Source organism: Achromobacter sp. Root565 (assembly GCF_001427425.1).
Classification (GTDB): domain Bacteria; phylum Pseudomonadota; class Gammaproteobacteria; order Burkholderiales; family Burkholderiaceae_B; genus Achromobacter; species Achromobacter spanius_D.
In genome coordinates, this window is record NZ_LMGO01000001.1 from 2651298 (window position 1) to 2667871 (window position 16574).

The window sequence follows — 16574 nt, forward strand, 5'->3', positions numbered from 1 at the left end:
TGACACGACGGACATTGCTGCTTACTTGCGTCATCCACAACTCCCAGGCGGTCGGACTCGGGGTCTTGCGCTGCCCTCACCCTGTGCCGGCGTGAAAGGCCCTGCTAAGTCAGCTTATGTGTGGGACAGCTTATGTGTGGGACAGCTTATGTGTGGGACAGCTTATGAGTGGACACCATGCGGGCGCGTCTGGGGCGCGCCGGACTGACGTGCAGCTTATGAAGCGCCGGCGCAGCAAGGCGCCGTGGAGAAATCGCGTTGAAATCGGAGAAAGGCGCCGTTCGGAAAAAATCCGACCCGGGCGCAACCTGCCCGGCTCTGGCAAGGCAAGCTCGGGCACGGCGACAGCCGGGCGCTAGGTGGCGCAAACAAGACCATCGACTTTCGCACAAGCATCCTTTATGTCGTTGACGAGGAAGACAGGCCGAAAACGTGCTGCGTGGTCGAGCGGCGGATGGAACATCCGCTGGCGGGCGCTGGCACGGTACGTGCTGGGCTCGACGCGAAAGCACAGCTTAAGTAGAGGTGACGCTTAGTGCAAGCTTTTCTCGTTTGCACTGTGGGCTTACGGGGACGAAAGCGAAGCGTTGGAAACTGCTGCGCAGACTACTGCGATGGGAGCAATCGGCACGGGTCAGCGATCCGCGGGCAACCTGTTGCCAGACTAAACAAATAGGAACAGAAGGAATCCACCCGTAGCAGGGCGAGCCGGGAAGCGCCGGCTAAGCGCAAGTGGGTGTCCCCTTCCCGAGACGTGCGAATTATCCGCGTAGCCGCAGCTTGCGTACCACTTCAAGCAGATCATCCAGCGAAACCGGCTTGCTGATATGGGCGGAAAAGCCCGCGCTGACGGCCTCCCGCATGTCTTCCTTGGCGCCAAAACCGGTCAGCGCGATGGAAGGCAGGTCGCCGCCGCCGTCTTTCTGGCGAATGGCCCGCATCAATGTATAGCCGTCCATCTCGGGCATGCCGATGTCCGACAGCATCAAATCAAAGCGGGCGGTTTCAAGAATTTCCAACGCTTGGCGGCCGTTGGAGGCGGCCGTCACGTCGGCCCCTTCCATGTCCAGCAGCTCGTGCATGATGTGCAGGACGTCCTCGGAGTCGTCGACCAAAAGCACCTTCAGCCCTTCCAGCGGCATGTCGGCGTTGGGTTGCGGCGCGTCTTGGGCTTCGAGGGAGCCCGCCAGGTCCAGCCACACCGTGAAGCGCGCGCCCAGGCCGACGCCATCCGAATGGACCTGGATCGTGCCGTCATGCGCGCCCACCAGTTCGCTGACAACCGCCAGGCCGATGCCCAGCCCCGGGGTGACGCCTGTCTTTTGCCGCGCGTCGCCCTGGCTGAACATGTCGAACACGCGGCCGATGAACAACGGATCAATGCCTTGGCCCGTATCCGCGACTTCGAGTTTCAGGCGGTTCTTCTCGACGGCAAGCTTGAGCGCGACGGAACCCCCCTCGGGCGTGAACTTGATCCCGTTGTTCAGCAGGTTCCAAATCACCTGCTCGATCCGTACGGGATCCGCATCCAGGTAGATCGCCCGCGCCGGGTCAAAGTCGCTACGCAGCTCGATGCCGGCGGACGACGCCACGGGTTTCAGCACATCGAGAATGTTCTTCGCGATGGCCACGACGTCGATGATCGACCTGTTCAGCGCCAGCTTGCCCGTCCGCACGCGCGACAGGTCCAGCAAATCGTCGATGATGCGGGCCTGACCCTTGACCGAACGCTGGATCAGGTCCGTGGCGCGCGCCGCGGGCGCGAAATTGCGCACGGCCGGCGTGCGGGCCAGCAGCTCGGTGTTGAGCTGGATCAGGTTGAGCGGGTGCTTCAGTTCGTGCGACACGACCGCAAAGAATTCGTCCTTCAGCACGTTATCCGCGTGCGCGCGGTCCAGCCGCGACTCCTGCTCGGCGTCGCGCAATTTCAGGTCGGTCACGTCGCGCACAATCTTGGCGAACCCCTGGTAAACCGGATCGTCCATCCGGTTCACACCGCCCGTGCAGAACACCAGGCTGCCATCCTTGCGCTTGTGCCACCGCTCGTCAGGGGCGTAGCCGATCTTCCTGGCGCGGTCCAACTCATACCCGGGTCTGCCTGCCGCGATATCCTCGTCGGTGAAGATGATTGCAATGGACTTGCCTTCCGCCTCAGCGCTGGTATGGCCAAACATCAGTTCCGCGCCAATGTTCCAGTTGGTGATGATGCCTTCGTTATCCAGCGTCATTATCCCGAAGTCGCGCGCGCTTTCGGTCGTCAGCTTCAAGTGGGCTTCGCCCAGGCGCACGCGGTCTTCTGCCTTGCGCCGGTCCGTGATGTCGATGAACGTAAGGACCGCACCTTCGATGCGATGCTCGGCGCTGCGGTAGGGCAGCAGCCGTGCCAGGTACCAACGGTCCGTCGTGCTGTGCACCTCGCGCTCCAGGGGCCGCAGCGACTCGAACACGCCGGCGGCGTCCTTGTCCAGGTCCGGATAATCCAGACGATGCGTGATGTCGAGCACCGAACGTCCGGCGTCGCTCGGAATTACATTGAAAATATCGGCCGCGCGGGGCGTGAACCACTGGATGCGCATCATGCGGTCCACGAACACCGTGGCAATATCGGTGGACGCGATCAGGTTTTGCAGGTCGTCGTTGATCTTCGCGGTTTCATCGACCTTCGCCTTCAGTTCCGCGTTGACCGTAATCAGCTCTTCGTTGACGGACTGCAGCTCTTCCTTGCCGGTCTCCAGTTCTTCCGTGGTGGAGCGCAACTCTTCATTGATGGCCTGAAGCTCCTCGTTGGAGGCCTTGAGCTCTTCCGTGGAGGTTTCCGCCTGCTCGATGGTCGCCTGCAACTGACCCTTGGTGCGCTGGAGTTCGGCCTCCAGTTGCGTCAGTACCACCGCGGAGCCAGTCGTCGGACCCGCTGCGCCCTCGGCGCTCATGATGTCCTCGACTTCCTCGAACAGCACAAGCATGTAATCGCTAGCCGATTCCTCATGCCGGAATGGCCGCACCACCATGTTGACGTAGGTCTGGCGCTCGCCGAACGTCATTCTCACGCGCCGCGCCTCGACACTCTTGCGCGAGTGCAGGGCCTGGAACATCGCGGTGCGCAGTTCCGTGCGCAATTCTGGATGCACCGACAAAGGCAGATTGCGCGAGGGTTCTCCGCCCGGGTGGCGCAGGAAGCGGCCTGCCCGCTCCGAAATGTGCACGATGTCGTTGTGGGCGTCGACGATGACACTGGGCGGCGCATACATCTCTAGCGCGCGTTGATGCACGGCGGCATACGAGACCTTGGGCTGGCGCACCGGCGCCGACGACGCGTGCACCGGCCGAACGTAATTGAGCCCCCCGTCGGTGAGTTCAGGCATGCCGCTCAGTTGCGCCGGCGTCTCCCGTGCGGCGTAGATGCGGTGACGCTTGTCCACCACTTGAAAGAGCTCCGGGCACGCATCGGCCGATTCGGAACTGCCAAGAAAAAGATAACCGCCCGGCTTCAGCGCGAAGTGGAACATGCGCAACACGTCGCGTTGCACGTTGCGGTCCAGGTAGATCAAGAGGTTGCGGCAACTGACCAGATCCAGCTTCGAAAAGGGTGGATCGCGCAGGATGTTGTGCACGGCAAACAGCACCCGCTCGCGGACGTCCTTCTTGATGCGGTATTCATTGTCCTGCCGGCTGAAGTAGCTTTGCAGCATGACTTCGGGAACGTCGCCCTTGATTGCCATTGGATAAGCCGCCGCCCGGCCCACGGTCAGCGCCGATTCGTCGATGTCGGTGGCAAACAGCTGGATCTTGGGCGGCTGGGGCAACGCTTCGGCCTGCGCACTCATCAGCATGGCTAGCGAATAAGCCTCTTCGCCTGTGGAACACCCCGCCACCCAGGCGCGCAACGCCATTTCCGGCGAGTTGCCCAGCGACTTGAACAACTTGGGCAACACGTATTCATCCAGATTGGCGAACGCTTCCTTATCGCGAAAAAACTGCGTGACGCCGATCAGCATGTCGGACAGCAGCTTGGGGGTCTCGTCGATGCGTTCTTGGAGCAGCTTTCCGTATTCGGGTAGGGTCGACACGCCCGTGACCTGCATGCGGCGCTCGATTCGGCGCAGCACCGTGGCCTTCTTGTAGTGGCGGAAATCGTGCGCAGTGCGCGCGCGCAAGAGGGCAAGAATGTCCCGCAGCGCGTTGCGATCCTGTTGCGACTCGTCAGTCGCCTGCTCGGCGTCGGCGGCTCCGGAGGCCTCAGCCTCGGTCAGCGGCGGCAGGTGGATGCTGTCCATGTTTTCCGCGATCTGCTTGAGACGCGTCGGCATGTCGGCCACAGGTAGCACAATGTCCACCATGCCTGTGGAAATCGCATTGCGCGGCATGGTTCCGTGTTCTGCTTCCTCGGGCAACTGCGCGAACGTCACGCCGCCCTGCTCCTTGATGCGGGCCAGGCCCACCGAGCCGTCCGACCCGCCCCCCGACAGCACGATGCCGACGGCACGGGTCGTATGCACATCGGCCAACGTGCGGAAAAATTCGTCAATGGCGATATGACGGCCTTCCGTCCGGCTGGCGCCCATCGAGACGCGGAGATAGCCATCGACCATCGACAGCGAGGCCGCCGGGGGAATCACGTAGATGTGATCCCGCTGAATCGGCACCGGCTTGGTGACCTGCATGACCGGCATGCGGGTGCTGGACTGGAGAATCCTGTCGAGTACGCTTTCGTGGTTGGGAGACAGATGCACCACGACGACAAAGGCCATGCCCGGCTTGGCGGGCATGTGCGAGAAGAACGTCTTGAGCGCGTCGATCCCCCCGGCCGAGGCCCCCATCCCGACCACCGGAAAGTTCAGGTCACTTCGGGCGACTCCCGGTTTGTTATTGGGAGCGGACGGGGAATCGGACATTTTTAGCCTGTAGTCGCTTGCTTGGGGGTATCGGCAATGATACAGCCGCTGGGCTGCGTCAGACGCCATGAAAGCTGTCTCGCAGACGGAGATCCCGCACGGTGGCCGAGAGGCCAGATCATTCCATCGGTCCTGGCGGCAAGGACCGTTTGTGACCCGTGGCGCGGTACTGGCGCTCGATCACCGCGACCGCGTCGTCCGCGACCTCCTCGCCTTCCAGATACGCATCTATCTGCGCGTATGTCACGCCGTACGCGTCCTCGTCCGGGCGCAGCGGCCGCAGTGATTCCAGATCGGCAGTCGGGACCTTGAGCACCAGCCGGTCCGGCGCGCCCAGCAGCGTTCCCAGCGCCCGCACGCGCCGCTTGGTCAGGCCGCGCAGGGGCAGCACGTCCGCCGCGCCATCGCCATGCTTGGTGAAAAAACCCATCAACGCCTCGGCGGCCTGGTCGGTACCAATCACCAGGCAATCGAACGCGCCCGCAATCGCATACTGAGCGATCATGCGCTGCCGTGCCTTGATGTTGCCGACGTTGAAATCCTCGGCCGCCTCGTTGGGGTACTCAAGGCCAGCAGCGCTCAGCGCCTCGCGTTGCGCGTCCACGGCCGGCTTGATGTCGACACGCATGCGGCGGTCGGGTGCAATGAAATCCAGCGCCTGCGCCGCGTCCTCCTCGTCGCGCTGCTCGCCATAGGGCAGGCGCACTCCGATGAACGTGGCCGGTTTCCCCTGGCTGCGGACGCGCTCGACGGCAAGCTGCGCGATCCGCGCCGCCACCGTGGAGTCCACCCCGCCGCTGATTCCCAGGACATAGCCTGCGCGGCCTGACCGCGTCAGGTAATCGGCAAGGAACGCGATCCGCTTCTCCAGCGCTGCGGCGGCGTCAAACGCCGTGGTGACGCCCAGTTCCCGGGCGATGGCATCCCGCGCGCGCGAGAAGGTCGTTCCTGTTTCCATGGGCAATCCTTTGCATTGGCATATTCGTGCAGCAATCCGAGTTTCCGGCCCGAAGCCGTTTTCGCCGCGTTTAGGTCTTCGCTCAAGGCATCGTGTGCGCGTCCTCGGTCAGCACCTGCATCAGCGCATCGACGGAGTACGGCTTCTGCATCACCGGAAAGCCCAAGGCTCGCGGCCCGGCCATCGCATCGCTGTAACCGCTTGCCAGCACGATTCGGATGCCGGGCCAGCGTTCGCGGATCCGCCGGGCGAGGTCCATGCCGTTCATGCCGGGCAGCACGAGGTCCAGGATCGCCAGGTCGAAGCCCCCGTCGCGCTGTTCCAGTTCGTGCAGCGCTTTCTCGGCATCGACCGTCCAAGTGAGGTCCTGGCCAAGCTCCGCCAGCCACGCCGACACCACCTCGCCGACCATGCGGTTGTCCTCCACCAGCAGCACCTCGCGGCGCACCGGCACGTTGACCATGACGCCTGACGCGGGCGTCTCGACCGCCACGCCGGGCGACTTCACGGCCGGCAGGTAGAGCGTAAACGTGGTTCCCATGCCCACGGTGCTGTCCACCGTGACATCGCCGCCGGACTGCTGCACGAAGCCCTGCACCTGGCTCAGGCCCAACCCGGAATTCTCGTGCTGTCCCTTGGTCGTGAAAAAAGGCTCGAACACGTGCGCCAGCACGCCGGGCGCGATCCCCGCGCCAGAATCCTGCACCGACAGGGCGACGTGCGGACCGTTGAGTTTGGAGTGGCCTACCAGTTCCGACGCGTCGGGCACGACCTGGGCCAATATCTTGAGCTGGCCACCGGATGGCATGGCATCGCGCGAGTTGATGACCAGATTCAACAAGGCCGATTCCAGTTGCCCCGGATCCGCGAAGATCGTGCAGTCGCCCGGCCCGAACTCATAGCTGATCGCGACCGACGACCCGACCGAGGTCTCGAAGAGCTGGCGCATCGACGCCAGGCTGTCGCGCACATCAAACACGTGGGGCTGCAGCGGCTGCCGCTTGGCGTAGGCAAGCAACTGCCGGGTCAGCTGGGCCGCCTTTTCGGTGGTGTCGATGATGATGCCCACATAGCGCATCAACGACGGGGGCAGCTCCGGATAGCGCTTGATGAACTCCGCCGAAAAGCGGATCGCCGTCAGGAAGTTGTTGAAGTCGTGCGCGACCCCGCCGGTCAGGCGGCCGATGGCCTCCATTCGCTGGGCGTGGTGCATGGAGTCGCGCGCTTCCTGGAGCTGCTCGCGCCGCTCCTTCTGTTCGGTGATGTCGCGCGTGATCTTGGCGTAGCCCACGAGGACGCCGCGGTCGTCGTGGACCGGGTCGATGACCACGCTGCACCAGAAGGTGCTGCCGTCCTTGCGGACGCGCCACCCTTCGGCCTCGAAGCGACCCTCCAACCGCGCCGTTTCCAGCGCGCGCCGCGGCACCCCGGCATTTCGGTCTTCGGATGTGTAAAAAACGGAGAAATGCTGACCGATGATCTCGTCCGCGCTGTAGCCCTTGAACCGTTCAGCGCCAGGATTCCAGCTGCTTACCCGACCTTTGGCGTCGAGGAGATAGATGGCGTAGTCCCTCACAGCGCCTACTAGAAGGCGATAAGGGTCCTCGGACGGAAAATCCGGTAACGAAGTCATGCAATCTCCCCACCTGCATATCTATTCATATTCAGTGCGCTCAGCAAACGCCGTGCCGTCCGCGCAATCCTATTACAGCAATCGCCAGACGGGCACGGAATTTGCTGTAACGCATGTCAGTGGGCGGTCCATTCGAGGCGCCGTCCGGGCATAGAGGGCCTGAGCAATGCAACCGATTCGTAAAGCTGTGTTCCCCGTCGCGGGCCTCGGCACCCGCTTTCTTCCCGCCACCAAGGCCATGCCCAAGGAAATGCTGCCCATCGTCGACCGGCCGCTGATCCAGTATGCCGTCGAAGAAGCGGTCGCGGCAGGCATTACCGAACTGATCTTCGTCACCGGCCGCAACAAACGGGCGATCGAGGATCACTTCGACCGGGTGCCCGAACTGGAGTACGACCTGGAGGCGAAGAACAAGAACGCACTGCTCGAGACCGTCCGCAACGTCATCCCGGACAGCGTCAAGTGCGTCTACACCCGCCAGCCAGCCGCCCTGGGGCTGGGCCATGCGGTGCTCTGCGCGGCGACCATTGTAGGCAACGAACCGTTCGCCGTGCTGCTGGCGGACGACATGATAGATGCAGACGCCCCCGTGATTGGCGAGATGATGAAGGTGGCCCGGGAGTTCGAGGGGAGCGTCCTGGCGATCCAGCAGGTTCCCAAGACCAATACGCACCAGTACGGGATCGTGTCCGGCAGCCGCAAGGCGCATGGCGTCATGAGCCTGACCGGCATCGTGGAAAAGCCCAAGCCCGAGGATGCGCCGACCGACCTGGCGGTGGTCGGGCGCTACATCCTTGAGCCCGAGATCTTCGCGCTGCTCGAAGCCACCCAGGCGGGCGTGGGCGGCGAAATCCAGCTGACTGACGGCATCGCCGCCCTGCTCAAGTCGCGCAAGGTCTTCGGTTTCGAATACGAAGGCGTGCGCTATGACTGCGGCAGCAAGGAAGGCTTTTACCGCGCCACGATGGAGATCGGGCGCAAGTATCACAACCTGGCTTGAGAAAGGAATCTTCCCATGACTGACTCGAAACCCGCTCCCCCGCCCAATCCGCCGCCCTCCCCCCACGTCGAGCGCGCCGACACCGGTTACACGGGCCAGCCGGCCGTGGACGGTCCGCCGTCGGGCGATGTCAATCAGAACCCGGACTCCAATTCGGGGTACCCCGCCGGCGGCTCGCAAGCGCCGGCCGGCAAAGATCCGTACGGACGTCCCAAGAAAGCCGGTTCCTGAGCCAGCCCACCCGGATTTGCCTTGCGCCTTCAGCGACCGCACGCGGCCTTCCGCGTGCGGTCGCTGCCCTATGCCCGTTCTTTCCGCTGTCTGAAGATACGGCCGACGCGCGCGCCGTTCCCGCCAAGTTGTAGATGAATCAGTTGCCGATGAGCCCCCTCTTTACCCATTTGGCGAAACGCGCCGCCGCTTACCGCGCCGCCATCGCCGAGGACAACGTCCGCCTTCCGCTGCAAACCGTCGCGGCGGTGCTGCTGGCCTACGGCTGGATGACGTGGTGGCAGATGCCCGACGTCGCCTGGGGCGCCTTCTCCGCCCTCTTTGTGGTGCGCGCCACGCTCGAGGGCACGGTCGGCGAGGCCGCTGCCCGCATCCTGGGCGCGCTGATCGGGGTGGCGTTGGGCATCACGCTCGTGCCGCTGGCCCACGCCGCCAACATTCCCGCGCCGTGGGCCATCGTGGCCGGCGTCGGCGCCGCCGCCTGCCTGTCGATCCGCTGGCCCACGCTGAACTACAGCCTGGTCACCGCGACCATCCTCACCGTCACGCCGGACGCCGACATCGTGGCCGGCGCGGTGAACAAGACGCTCGCCATCGTCGTGGGGTCCATTGCCGGAATTCTTGCCGCCTTCGCGGTGCTGCCCCTCTCGGCTCGATACAGCATGCGCTACAACCTTGCCGCCTCGCTGCAGCTCTACGGCGAGCTGCTGGTCGAGTGGGCCGCCGCGGTCAACGAAGGGCGTGCCCGCCCTCGGCCGCGCGACAAGCCCGCGCTCGAACGTACCCACTGGCGCGCTCGCGACATGGCGAGCCAGTCGCGATCGGTGCCCATTCGTATCCTGGGCGCGGACACGCAGGCCCATCGGCTGCAGGAACGGATCGAGGAACTGTGGCTGACCGTGCCCTTGATGGAACGCGTCGGCGGCATGGAACTGACCGACAACGTCTGCCTCCGTCTGGGCCCCGCGCTGCACGACGTCGCGCAGGCTGCGCGGCAGCAGATCGACGGGCTGGCCCGGGTGATTCGCGACAAGGGCGCCGAAGCGCCCATGTGCAGCACCGGCGAGCCATTTGCCAAACTTGATGCCGCCGTGGAGGAAGCCGCGAGCGGCGGCGGATTCACGGCCCGCGAGCGCGTGGCCGTGGATCTCATCCGCTGGTCCTGGCACGAAGTCACGCGGGAACTTGACGCCTTGTGCGACACCGTGCAGCCGGAACCCTGACAATCGCAAGGCCGGATGCGGGACATCCGGCCTCGGGTGGTCAAAGCGTCAAGGCGTCAGCACGACCTTGATGCAGCGGTCCTCCTTGTCCCGGAACGTCTTGTACAAATCAGGCCCGGCCTGCAGCTTGGCGCGATGCGTGATGACGAACGACGGATCGATTCTGCCCTGCACGATGAGGTCCAGCAGCTCGTCCGTCCAGCGCCGCACGTGGGTCTGGCCCATGCGCCAGGTCAGACCCTTGTTCATCGACGCGCCAAACGGAATCTTGTCGATCATGCCGCCATACACCCCCGGCACCGAGAGGATCCCGGCGGGCTGGCACACGTACATCATTTCGCGCAGCACGTGCGGTCGGTCGGTCTCGGCGCCCACTGCCTGCTTCACGCGATCGTACAGATGCTCCATCGAGCTGCTGGCATGCGACTCCATGCCGACCGCGTCGATGCATTTCTCCGGACCCTTGCCGTTGGTCAGCTCCTTCAACCGTTCCACGACGTCCTCGTCCTGAAAGTTGATCGTGACCGCACCGCAATCGCGGGCCATCTGCAGGCGCTCCGGCACGGACTCGATGCAGATCACCTGGCGCGCGCCCAGCAGAATCGCGCTCTTGATCGCCATCTGGCCGACGGGGCCGCCGCCCCACACCGCCACCGTGTCGGTCGATTCGATGTCGCACTGCTTGGCCGCCTGCCATCCGGTGGGCAGGATGTCCCCCAGAAAAAGCACCTGTTCATCCGACAGTTCATCGGGCACCTGCACGTGCGTCGAATCGGCAAACGGCACGCGCACGTATTCCGCCTGGCCGCCGGCGTAGCCGCCTGTCAGATGGGTGTAGCCGAACAACCCGGCCGTCGTGTGGCCGAACATCTTGGCCGCCTGTGCCGCGTTGCGGTTGGTGAGTTCGCAGACCGAGAAGTTGCCGCGTTTGCACTGGTCGCATTCCCCGCAGGTGATGGTGAACGGGATCACCACGCGGTCGCCGATCTTCAAGTTCTGCGCCTGCGCGCCGACTTCCACGACTTCGCCCATGAACTCATGACCCATGACGTCGCCGGACTTCATGCCGGGCATGAATCCGTCGAACAGATGCAGATCGGATCCGCAGATCGCGCACGCGCTCACCTTGATGATCGCGTCGCGCGGATGCTCGATGACGGGATCGGGAACGGTGTCGTAGCGGATGTCGTGTTTGCCGTGCCAGCAAAGTGCTTTCATCAGAATCTCCTTTGACGTGACCGCAACACGCGATCAGGCGTGGCGCAGCAACTGCCATGCCGCGCGACGATTCATCAAAAACGTTTGCGCGGGCGCACGAGCCAACGCAGATCCTGCGACGGCGGTCGAAAAATATCCACGGCGAGCCTACGCCTTGCCCCGCAATGGCCGGTGATCCGCGCAATGCTTTCAAGCCGCGCGGCCCGCGCGAGATCGGCACGATGCTTGCGGAGGGCCTTATTCCAGGAGCCCTAATGAAACTTGTCCGCCCTCCGCCGACACCACCGTCATCGCGCTGCGGCCCGGCGCGTCGCCCGGGGCGATGTTCCAGGCGCTGGCGGATACCGATGCGCGGGTCGTCTGGGCGGATTCGCAGGGATCAGTGTGGGTGATGACCGCGATCCCGACGGCGAAGAAGTTGCGCTTATTTGCCTCGGGCGCGATGTACGTCAGCGGGTCGGTGGCACCGGCCGGGTGTTCGGCGTGGTTGAAGGCGGGCACGGCCAGTTGAGGTGCGTTTTTCTTATGGCCGGTGTCAGACACCCCGCATAACGACCCGCAGTTTGAAGGACACCGCGTAGGGGTGTCAGACACCTGGGAGCATCCGCATCCGCGAGCGCGAAGCGTCATCGCCGGACGCAAGACACAGCGTAAGCTCCACCAGGCCGCCCGCGCGGCCGCCGTGGGGCGGGCCCCGCCAAACGCTCCATGCCCACACGGACGCCGGCAAGAACCTTAAGAACTCAACTCGCCCCAACGCCCGGCAAGTTCAAGCCACCGGAGCCCGGCGTGGCGTCGGCCTGGGGTGCGCGGGGCGTGTAGATGCGCCCGAGGGAATCTGAAGGCAGTCGCCGAAGGCGACAACGAAGATGACAACGGGGAAGTCCGGAGCGAAGGCTCCGGACCGCAATCGTAGCCCCGCGCGCCCCAGGCCGACGCCGCGCCGGGCGTCAAAACAGGCGCCTCTTCTTCGCGGACGCGTCGCGCGGCATGTCGTCGCCCTCGCGTGCTTTCCCCCGCCCTGGCGGCCGGGCGAATTTCATTTTTTACGATCTGGCGGCTGCCCTTCTCCGGACCGGTTGTCCACGGGCGGCGCATCCGGTGTGGCGCGACCAGGATCCCAGACGTCCTCGGGATCCATGCCCGGCGGGAACTGCCGCCCCGCGCCGGTGCGGTTCGGATCGGCCGGGCGGTCCGACAGCGTGCGTTCGCCAGGCGGCACCGGCTTGCGGCCCGCGTCGGCGGGATCGTCCTGATGGGAATGGGGTTTAGTGCTCATGATGCATCTCCTTGGGTTGTAGTCAGGGCCAAGACGTTTCCTTCATCGGCAACACCATAACCTCGGGCACCACGGTCTCCGGCGGTTGCGTCAGCACGAAGCGCACAGCACGCGCCACGTTGGCGGGGTCCTGCAGCGTGCCCGTGTCGATATCCGGAAACCGGTCCAGCAAGAACGGCGTACGCATACCGCCCGCGATGACCGCGCTGACCTTGATGCCCATGCCGCGCAGTTCGGCATGCAGTGCATGCGACAACCCCATCAACCCCCACTTGCTGGCGTGATAGGCACTGGCATTGGGCCACGCGCGCCGCGCGGCGGTCGACGCCACGTTCACGATATGACCACCCGGACTAAGCCGGTTTTTACCCAGCTTGGCCATCAGGAAAGGTCCGGTCAGATTCGTGCGCAGCACGCGCTCCCACACATCGGCGTCAAGCTGGTCGATGGAAGCCGTCACATCGATGCCGGCACTGTTAACGATGGCGTCCAACTTGCCGAAATGCCGCACGATCGCGTCCATGCACTCGGCAACGTCGGCCGCCACGCCCACGTCCATGATGCAGGCCATGACGTCTGCGCCCCCTTCCTTCAACTTGCCCGCGACAGCATTTGCGCGCTGCTCGTCGATGTCGCTGACCGCGACACGCGCACCTTCGGCCGCAAGCTGCTCACACAGCGCCGCACCCAGTCCGCTGCCCCCGCCCGTCACAAGGATTACCCGCCCGTCAAGGCTCTCGAATTCGTGCATGGTTGCGCTCCTTTAAGCCGCGATGCGTGCGGCGATCCGATCTTCCCGCGACGCATCGGCCACCATGCGTCCCTTCAAGCCCTGGCTGATGCTGCGATGCGTATTGACCACGCAGAGGCCGCATGCACCAATAGCCCGAACGGCGAACAGGAGGCACACATGGCAAACCCAGCATACAAACGTGTCATGGAGGTGGTGGCAGCCGCTGCCGATGGCAGCACCTACCGGATCGACAGATACTGCTCACAGCCCCAGGGCGACCAGAAGACCAGCTCTTATTGCTGCCTGCCCGACGGCCAACTCGTCACGTGGCAGGGCGATGGACATTACAAGCTGCCGGACGGCACGGTCGTCACGATGGTGGCATCGAGACTCTGCCAATAGCCGGCGCGCCTGACACGAACCCCGCGGCTACATCCCGCGAATCAGCAGTCCAACGATGAACAGCACGGCCACGGCGCCAATCCAGACAGCTAGCATCAGCCAGGGTCCCCGGCCAGTCTTGGCGCCGCGCCGCGCCGGGCGGGCGCGAGTGGAAGAATCGTCAACAGGTTTCATGATGCGCTCCCGGATACCCGCCCCCGGCTCGTGACCCGATCACGGCCCTGTGCCGAAAGGAAACAGGGCCGCATTCATCGCCACCGGCTTCATGCAGGTTGCAATTACTTCGCCTTGCCTACCTTGGCCGCTTCAGCATTGGTCTGCTTCAGCGCCAGCATGCTCAGCTTTTCGTCGGTGGCCTTTTCTTCGGCCAGCGTTTCCTTGAGCAGCGTCAACGCCTCCGTCTCGCCCAGTTGCTTGGCGAAGGTGCAGAGTGTGCCGTAGCTGGCGATCTCGTAATGCTCGACCTTCTGCGCCGCAGCAATCAGCGCGGCATCGCGCACCGGGCCTTCTTCGACGTCTTCGATGACGTCCTTGCCTTCTTCCACCAGCCCTTCCATGGCGGCGCACTTGATGCGCTTGAGCCGGAAGTCCGCACCTTCAACGATCTTATCGATGCGTTCAATCTGGCCGCGCGTTTCCTCAAGGTGCGTGGTGAAAGCCTCCGCCAGCGTGGGATCAGTGGCGGCGCGAGCCATCTTCGGCAACGCGCGGGCCAATTGCTTTTCGGCGCTGTAAATATCCGATAGCTCGTGAATAAACAGGTCCTTCAACGTCTTCTGGCTCATGATCACTCCTGTGTTCGGAATCACTTCTTGGCAGACACGCTTTGCTGCAGCGTTTTGGCGGCCTGCAGATGCTGCTGCAAGCTGGGCAGCGTTTCGATCGCAAACTGCTTGACCTCGGGGTCCTTCACTTCCTTCGAGGCCTTCTCAAAGAGCTTGACCGCATCCTCGTGCGCGTCCACGCCGATCTCGTCGGCATACGCCTTGTCGAACCCTTCGTCACGCAGCCCCAATGCCTTGAGCTTGGCCGTCTGCATCAACGAAGGATCCTTGGGCGGTTCAAAACCCTTACTCTTGGCCAAGGCCTCAAGCTGCTGGCCCACCTTGGTGTGATCGTCAATCATCTTCTGCGCAAATTGCTTGACCTCGGCGTTCTGCGACTTTTCAAGCGCCATCTTGCTGCCGGCAATCTCAAGGTGGCCGGACTCCGCCGCGTCGGTCAGAAAGCCGCGAGCCTCGCTATCCAGCTTGTTCGTTGCAGCGGGAACCTGCGCGCCCGGGGCAGCCGGGGTTTGCGCGAGCACAACCGAACTCATGCCAAGGACAATTGCAGCGCCAAGCCCTGCCTTCAAAAGACGGTTTTTCATTCGGACCTCCAGTAGTAAATAAGTCGCCGGCTGCCGGCCTGATGCCGTCCGGCGCACGAGGGCCATCCAGCAAACGTCATGCCCGGTGAAGCAGCGCGGCGCGGCCCGTGGGCCGCATTGCTGCGTTCGCCATCAGCCAAAATCGCCTTCGCCCACCTGGATGGGTCCGTCTGCCGGCACCCACTGCGCGCGGTGCGCCAGCTCGCGCAGCGCGTCGGCGCCGCTCTCGAATGCCCGCAGCAATTCCGGCGCGGAGTCATCGGCGGCGCCGAACCGCTGCCGCAGCACATCGCCCGATATTTCGAACTGCCGTGTCACGCCCGCCGTCTCCATCTCGAACACAATTGCATCGCCTTGCGCTTTCGCGTGGGTCGCTTTGGTGAATTTCATTTCAGTTCTCCTGGCGCGTTTGTTGATGAAGACGCGCCGCAGGACGGCGCGCCGGCCATCAGGGCCAGCAAGTCGTGTTCCGTTCGCGCGGCGCACGTCAAATCTTCCGATCATGTAGAAATCGCATCGGTACGCACGCATCAACCGGCGACCCGGCCCGCAGTCATCTTGCCGCCATGCGAGACGGGAACAATAGTTGCGGCTGCTCGCGTGTCACAGCGGCAGGGTTACCGGGCTCTGGTTGGGGAGTCTGGTGGCCGGCACGGCCTCGCCACGTCGCTGTGACGTTTGCGTTTTGTTTGGACCGTGAATCTTCGCCCCGCACCGCGGGGCGCTTTTTTCGCGGGGGAAAACAAGAGTCTTACGACGATGTAACAAGGAAACGCCGCGTTACACGCACTTCGTTGCGCGAGCGATGTGCCATCGGCACACTAGCCGCTCGCATCTTTTGGGAGAGTTGCCATGCAAGTGGATATCCAGGAGTTGGGAGCAGACGCCGCGCGCCAAGGGTTGACCCTTTTGGATTGCCCCTACCTTCGCACCGCAGCCATGCCTGCGCAGACCGGCGAATCAGTCAATGAATGGCGCAGCCGCGTCGAGATGTGGAAAGCTGGGTGGAAAGACGGCGTCAGATCTCGCGTCGTCGGCCGCGCGCCGTCATCCCCATTCATGATCACGCGCAGGTAGCGACTGCCTGCGACGCATATCCCGCCAGGGCCCTGGACATCGTCCAGGGCCCAATTCATTTGACCGTCCGGCGGACACGTGGCGGCGCACTTTCATGGCCGAAATCGCCGGCTCGGACTGGTCGGGAATTCTTGCACTTTGTTGCACCCCCCCAGAGGCACTTTTCGGAAAATCCCGAGCAGGAAAATTCCTGAACACCACTCTCTGGAGCGCACGATGAATACTGAAAATGGTATTTGCGTAGATGGATTCAAAGTCCACTGCGATGTCATTGAGTTGCCAAGCGGCAAGTACCGGCTCGACGTCACGACCCGACGTGACGGCGACCGCGGCGGGAAGGCGGTCTGGCCCATCCCGAGCGGCAAACTATTTGCCGCGCAGCACGAAGCCGAGCGCCACGCCAAATGGATCCTGAAGGGCATCCGGCGCGTGGACGCCAGCGGCGCCCCGCAGTTCTGCCTGACCTGATCGCTGTCTGACCCAGCGCCACACGCGCGTAAGTCTTCTGGAGCGCCCTAGGGCGCTCTTTTTCATTGACCGCGGCCACGCCCCCGGGCCG

General features: G+C 63.9%; 17 protein-coding genes. 6 read left to right on the forward strand and 11 right to left on the reverse strand.

The features are described from left to right. Positions 1-761: 761 nt before the first annotated feature. The 3 genes from ASD71_RS11855 to ASD71_RS11865 form a co-directional block, all read right to left on the reverse strand. Positions 762-4892 (reverse strand): CheR family methyltransferase, encoded by a 4131-nt coding sequence (locus ASD71_RS11855; protein WP_056563713.1) that lies wholly within the window; start codon positions 4890-4892, stop codon positions 762-764. A 118-nt stretch (positions 4893-5010) separates the two neighbouring features. Continuing rightward, positions 5011-5850, reverse strand: coding sequence for an ammonia-dependent NAD(+) synthetase (gene nadE, locus ASD71_RS11860; RefSeq protein WP_056563716.1), 840 nt, complete (start codon positions 5848-5850; stop codon positions 5011-5013). 82 nt (positions 5851-5932) lie between these two features. Beyond that, positions 5933-7483: a PAS domain-containing sensor histidine kinase gene (locus tag ASD71_RS11865; protein WP_056563719.1), complete on the reverse strand. Its 1551-nt coding sequence runs from the start codon at positions 7481-7483 to the stop codon at positions 5933-5935. A 166-nt stretch (positions 7484-7649) separates the two neighbouring features. Here ASD71_RS11865 and galU point away from each other — a divergent pair, with 166 nt between their 5' ends. The 3 genes from galU (at position 7650) to ASD71_RS11880 (ending at position 9937) form a co-directional block, all read left to right on the forward strand. Continuing rightward, the gene (galU, locus tag ASD71_RS11870; RefSeq protein WP_056563721.1) at positions 7650-8483 is read left to right on the forward strand and encodes a UTP--glucose-1-phosphate uridylyltransferase GalU; all 834 of its coding nucleotides are present in this window, start codon (positions 7650-7652) and stop codon (positions 8481-8483) included. Between the two features lie 15 nt (positions 8484-8498). Beyond that, entirely contained in the window at positions 8499-8714 is a 216-nt protein-coding gene (locus ASD71_RS11875) for a hypothetical protein (RefSeq protein ID WP_056563723.1), read from the forward strand. 149 nt (positions 8715-8863) lie between these two features. Beyond that, complete coding sequence (locus tag ASD71_RS11880; protein WP_235512108.1) at positions 8864-9937, forward strand: FUSC family protein; 1074 nt, start codon at positions 8864-8866, stop codon at positions 9935-9937. Positions 9938-9985: 48 nt separating this feature from the next. Here the strand turns inward: ASD71_RS11880 and ASD71_RS11885 are convergent, their stop codons facing one another. From ASD71_RS11885 to ASD71_RS11900, 4 genes are all read right to left on the reverse strand, one after another. Continuing rightward, a complete protein-coding gene (locus ASD71_RS11885; RefSeq protein WP_056563727.1) occupies positions 9986-11155 on the reverse strand; it encodes a zinc-dependent alcohol dehydrogenase in 1170 nt (389 codons plus the stop codon). Positions 11156-11392: 237 nt separating this feature from the next. After that, positions 11393-11698: a hypothetical protein gene (locus ASD71_RS11890; protein ID WP_156395128.1), complete on the reverse strand. Its 306-nt coding sequence runs from the start codon at positions 11696-11698 to the stop codon at positions 11393-11395. A 496-nt stretch (positions 11699-12194) separates the two neighbouring features. Next, a complete protein-coding gene (locus ASD71_RS11895; RefSeq protein ID WP_056563733.1) occupies positions 12195-12434 on the reverse strand; it encodes a hypothetical protein in 240 nt (79 codons plus the stop codon). A 22-nt stretch (positions 12435-12456) separates the two neighbouring features. Further along, positions 12457-13185: an SDR family oxidoreductase gene (locus tag ASD71_RS11900; protein ID WP_056563735.1), complete on the reverse strand. Its 729-nt coding sequence runs from the start codon at positions 13183-13185 to the stop codon at positions 12457-12459. Between the two features lie 159 nt (positions 13186-13344). Between ASD71_RS11900 and ASD71_RS11905 the strand changes: the two genes are divergently transcribed. Continuing rightward, the gene (locus ASD71_RS11905; RefSeq protein ID WP_156395129.1) at positions 13345-13569 is read left to right on the forward strand and encodes a hypothetical protein; all 225 of its coding nucleotides are present in this window, start codon (positions 13345-13347) and stop codon (positions 13567-13569) included. A 27-nt stretch (positions 13570-13596) separates the two neighbouring features. Here the strand turns inward: ASD71_RS11905 and ASD71_RS27970 are convergent, their stop codons facing one another. From ASD71_RS27970 to ASD71_RS11920, 4 genes are all read right to left on the reverse strand, one after another. Next, the gene (locus ASD71_RS27970) at positions 13597-13743 is read right to left on the reverse strand and encodes a hypothetical protein (protein ID WP_156395130.1); all 147 of its coding nucleotides are present in this window, start codon (positions 13741-13743) and stop codon (positions 13597-13599) included. Positions 13744-13847: 104 nt separating this feature from the next. Beyond that, positions 13848-14354: a ferritin-like domain-containing protein gene (locus ASD71_RS11910; protein ID WP_056563741.1), complete on the reverse strand. Its 507-nt coding sequence runs from the start codon at positions 14352-14354 to the stop codon at positions 13848-13850. A gap of 20 nt (positions 14355-14374) precedes the next feature. After that, a complete protein-coding gene (locus ASD71_RS11915; protein ID WP_082578870.1) occupies positions 14375-14938 on the reverse strand; it encodes a DUF4142 domain-containing protein in 564 nt (187 codons plus the stop codon). Between the two features lie 132 nt (positions 14939-15070). Next, a complete protein-coding gene (locus tag ASD71_RS11920) occupies positions 15071-15328 on the reverse strand; it encodes a DUF1488 family protein (RefSeq protein ID WP_056563748.1) in 258 nt (85 codons plus the stop codon). 462 nt (positions 15329-15790) lie between these two features. Here ASD71_RS11920 and ASD71_RS11925 point away from each other — a divergent pair, with 462 nt between their 5' ends. Beyond that, entirely contained in the window at positions 15791-16015 is a 225-nt protein-coding gene (locus tag ASD71_RS11925) for a CrpP-related protein (RefSeq protein WP_056563751.1), read from the forward strand. Positions 16016-16231: 216 nt separating this feature from the next. Further along, on the forward strand, positions 16232-16483 hold the full coding sequence (locus ASD71_RS11930; protein WP_156395131.1) for a hypothetical protein: 252 nt from the start codon (positions 16232-16234) through the stop codon (positions 16481-16483). Positions 16484-16574: the final 91 nt, after the last annotated feature.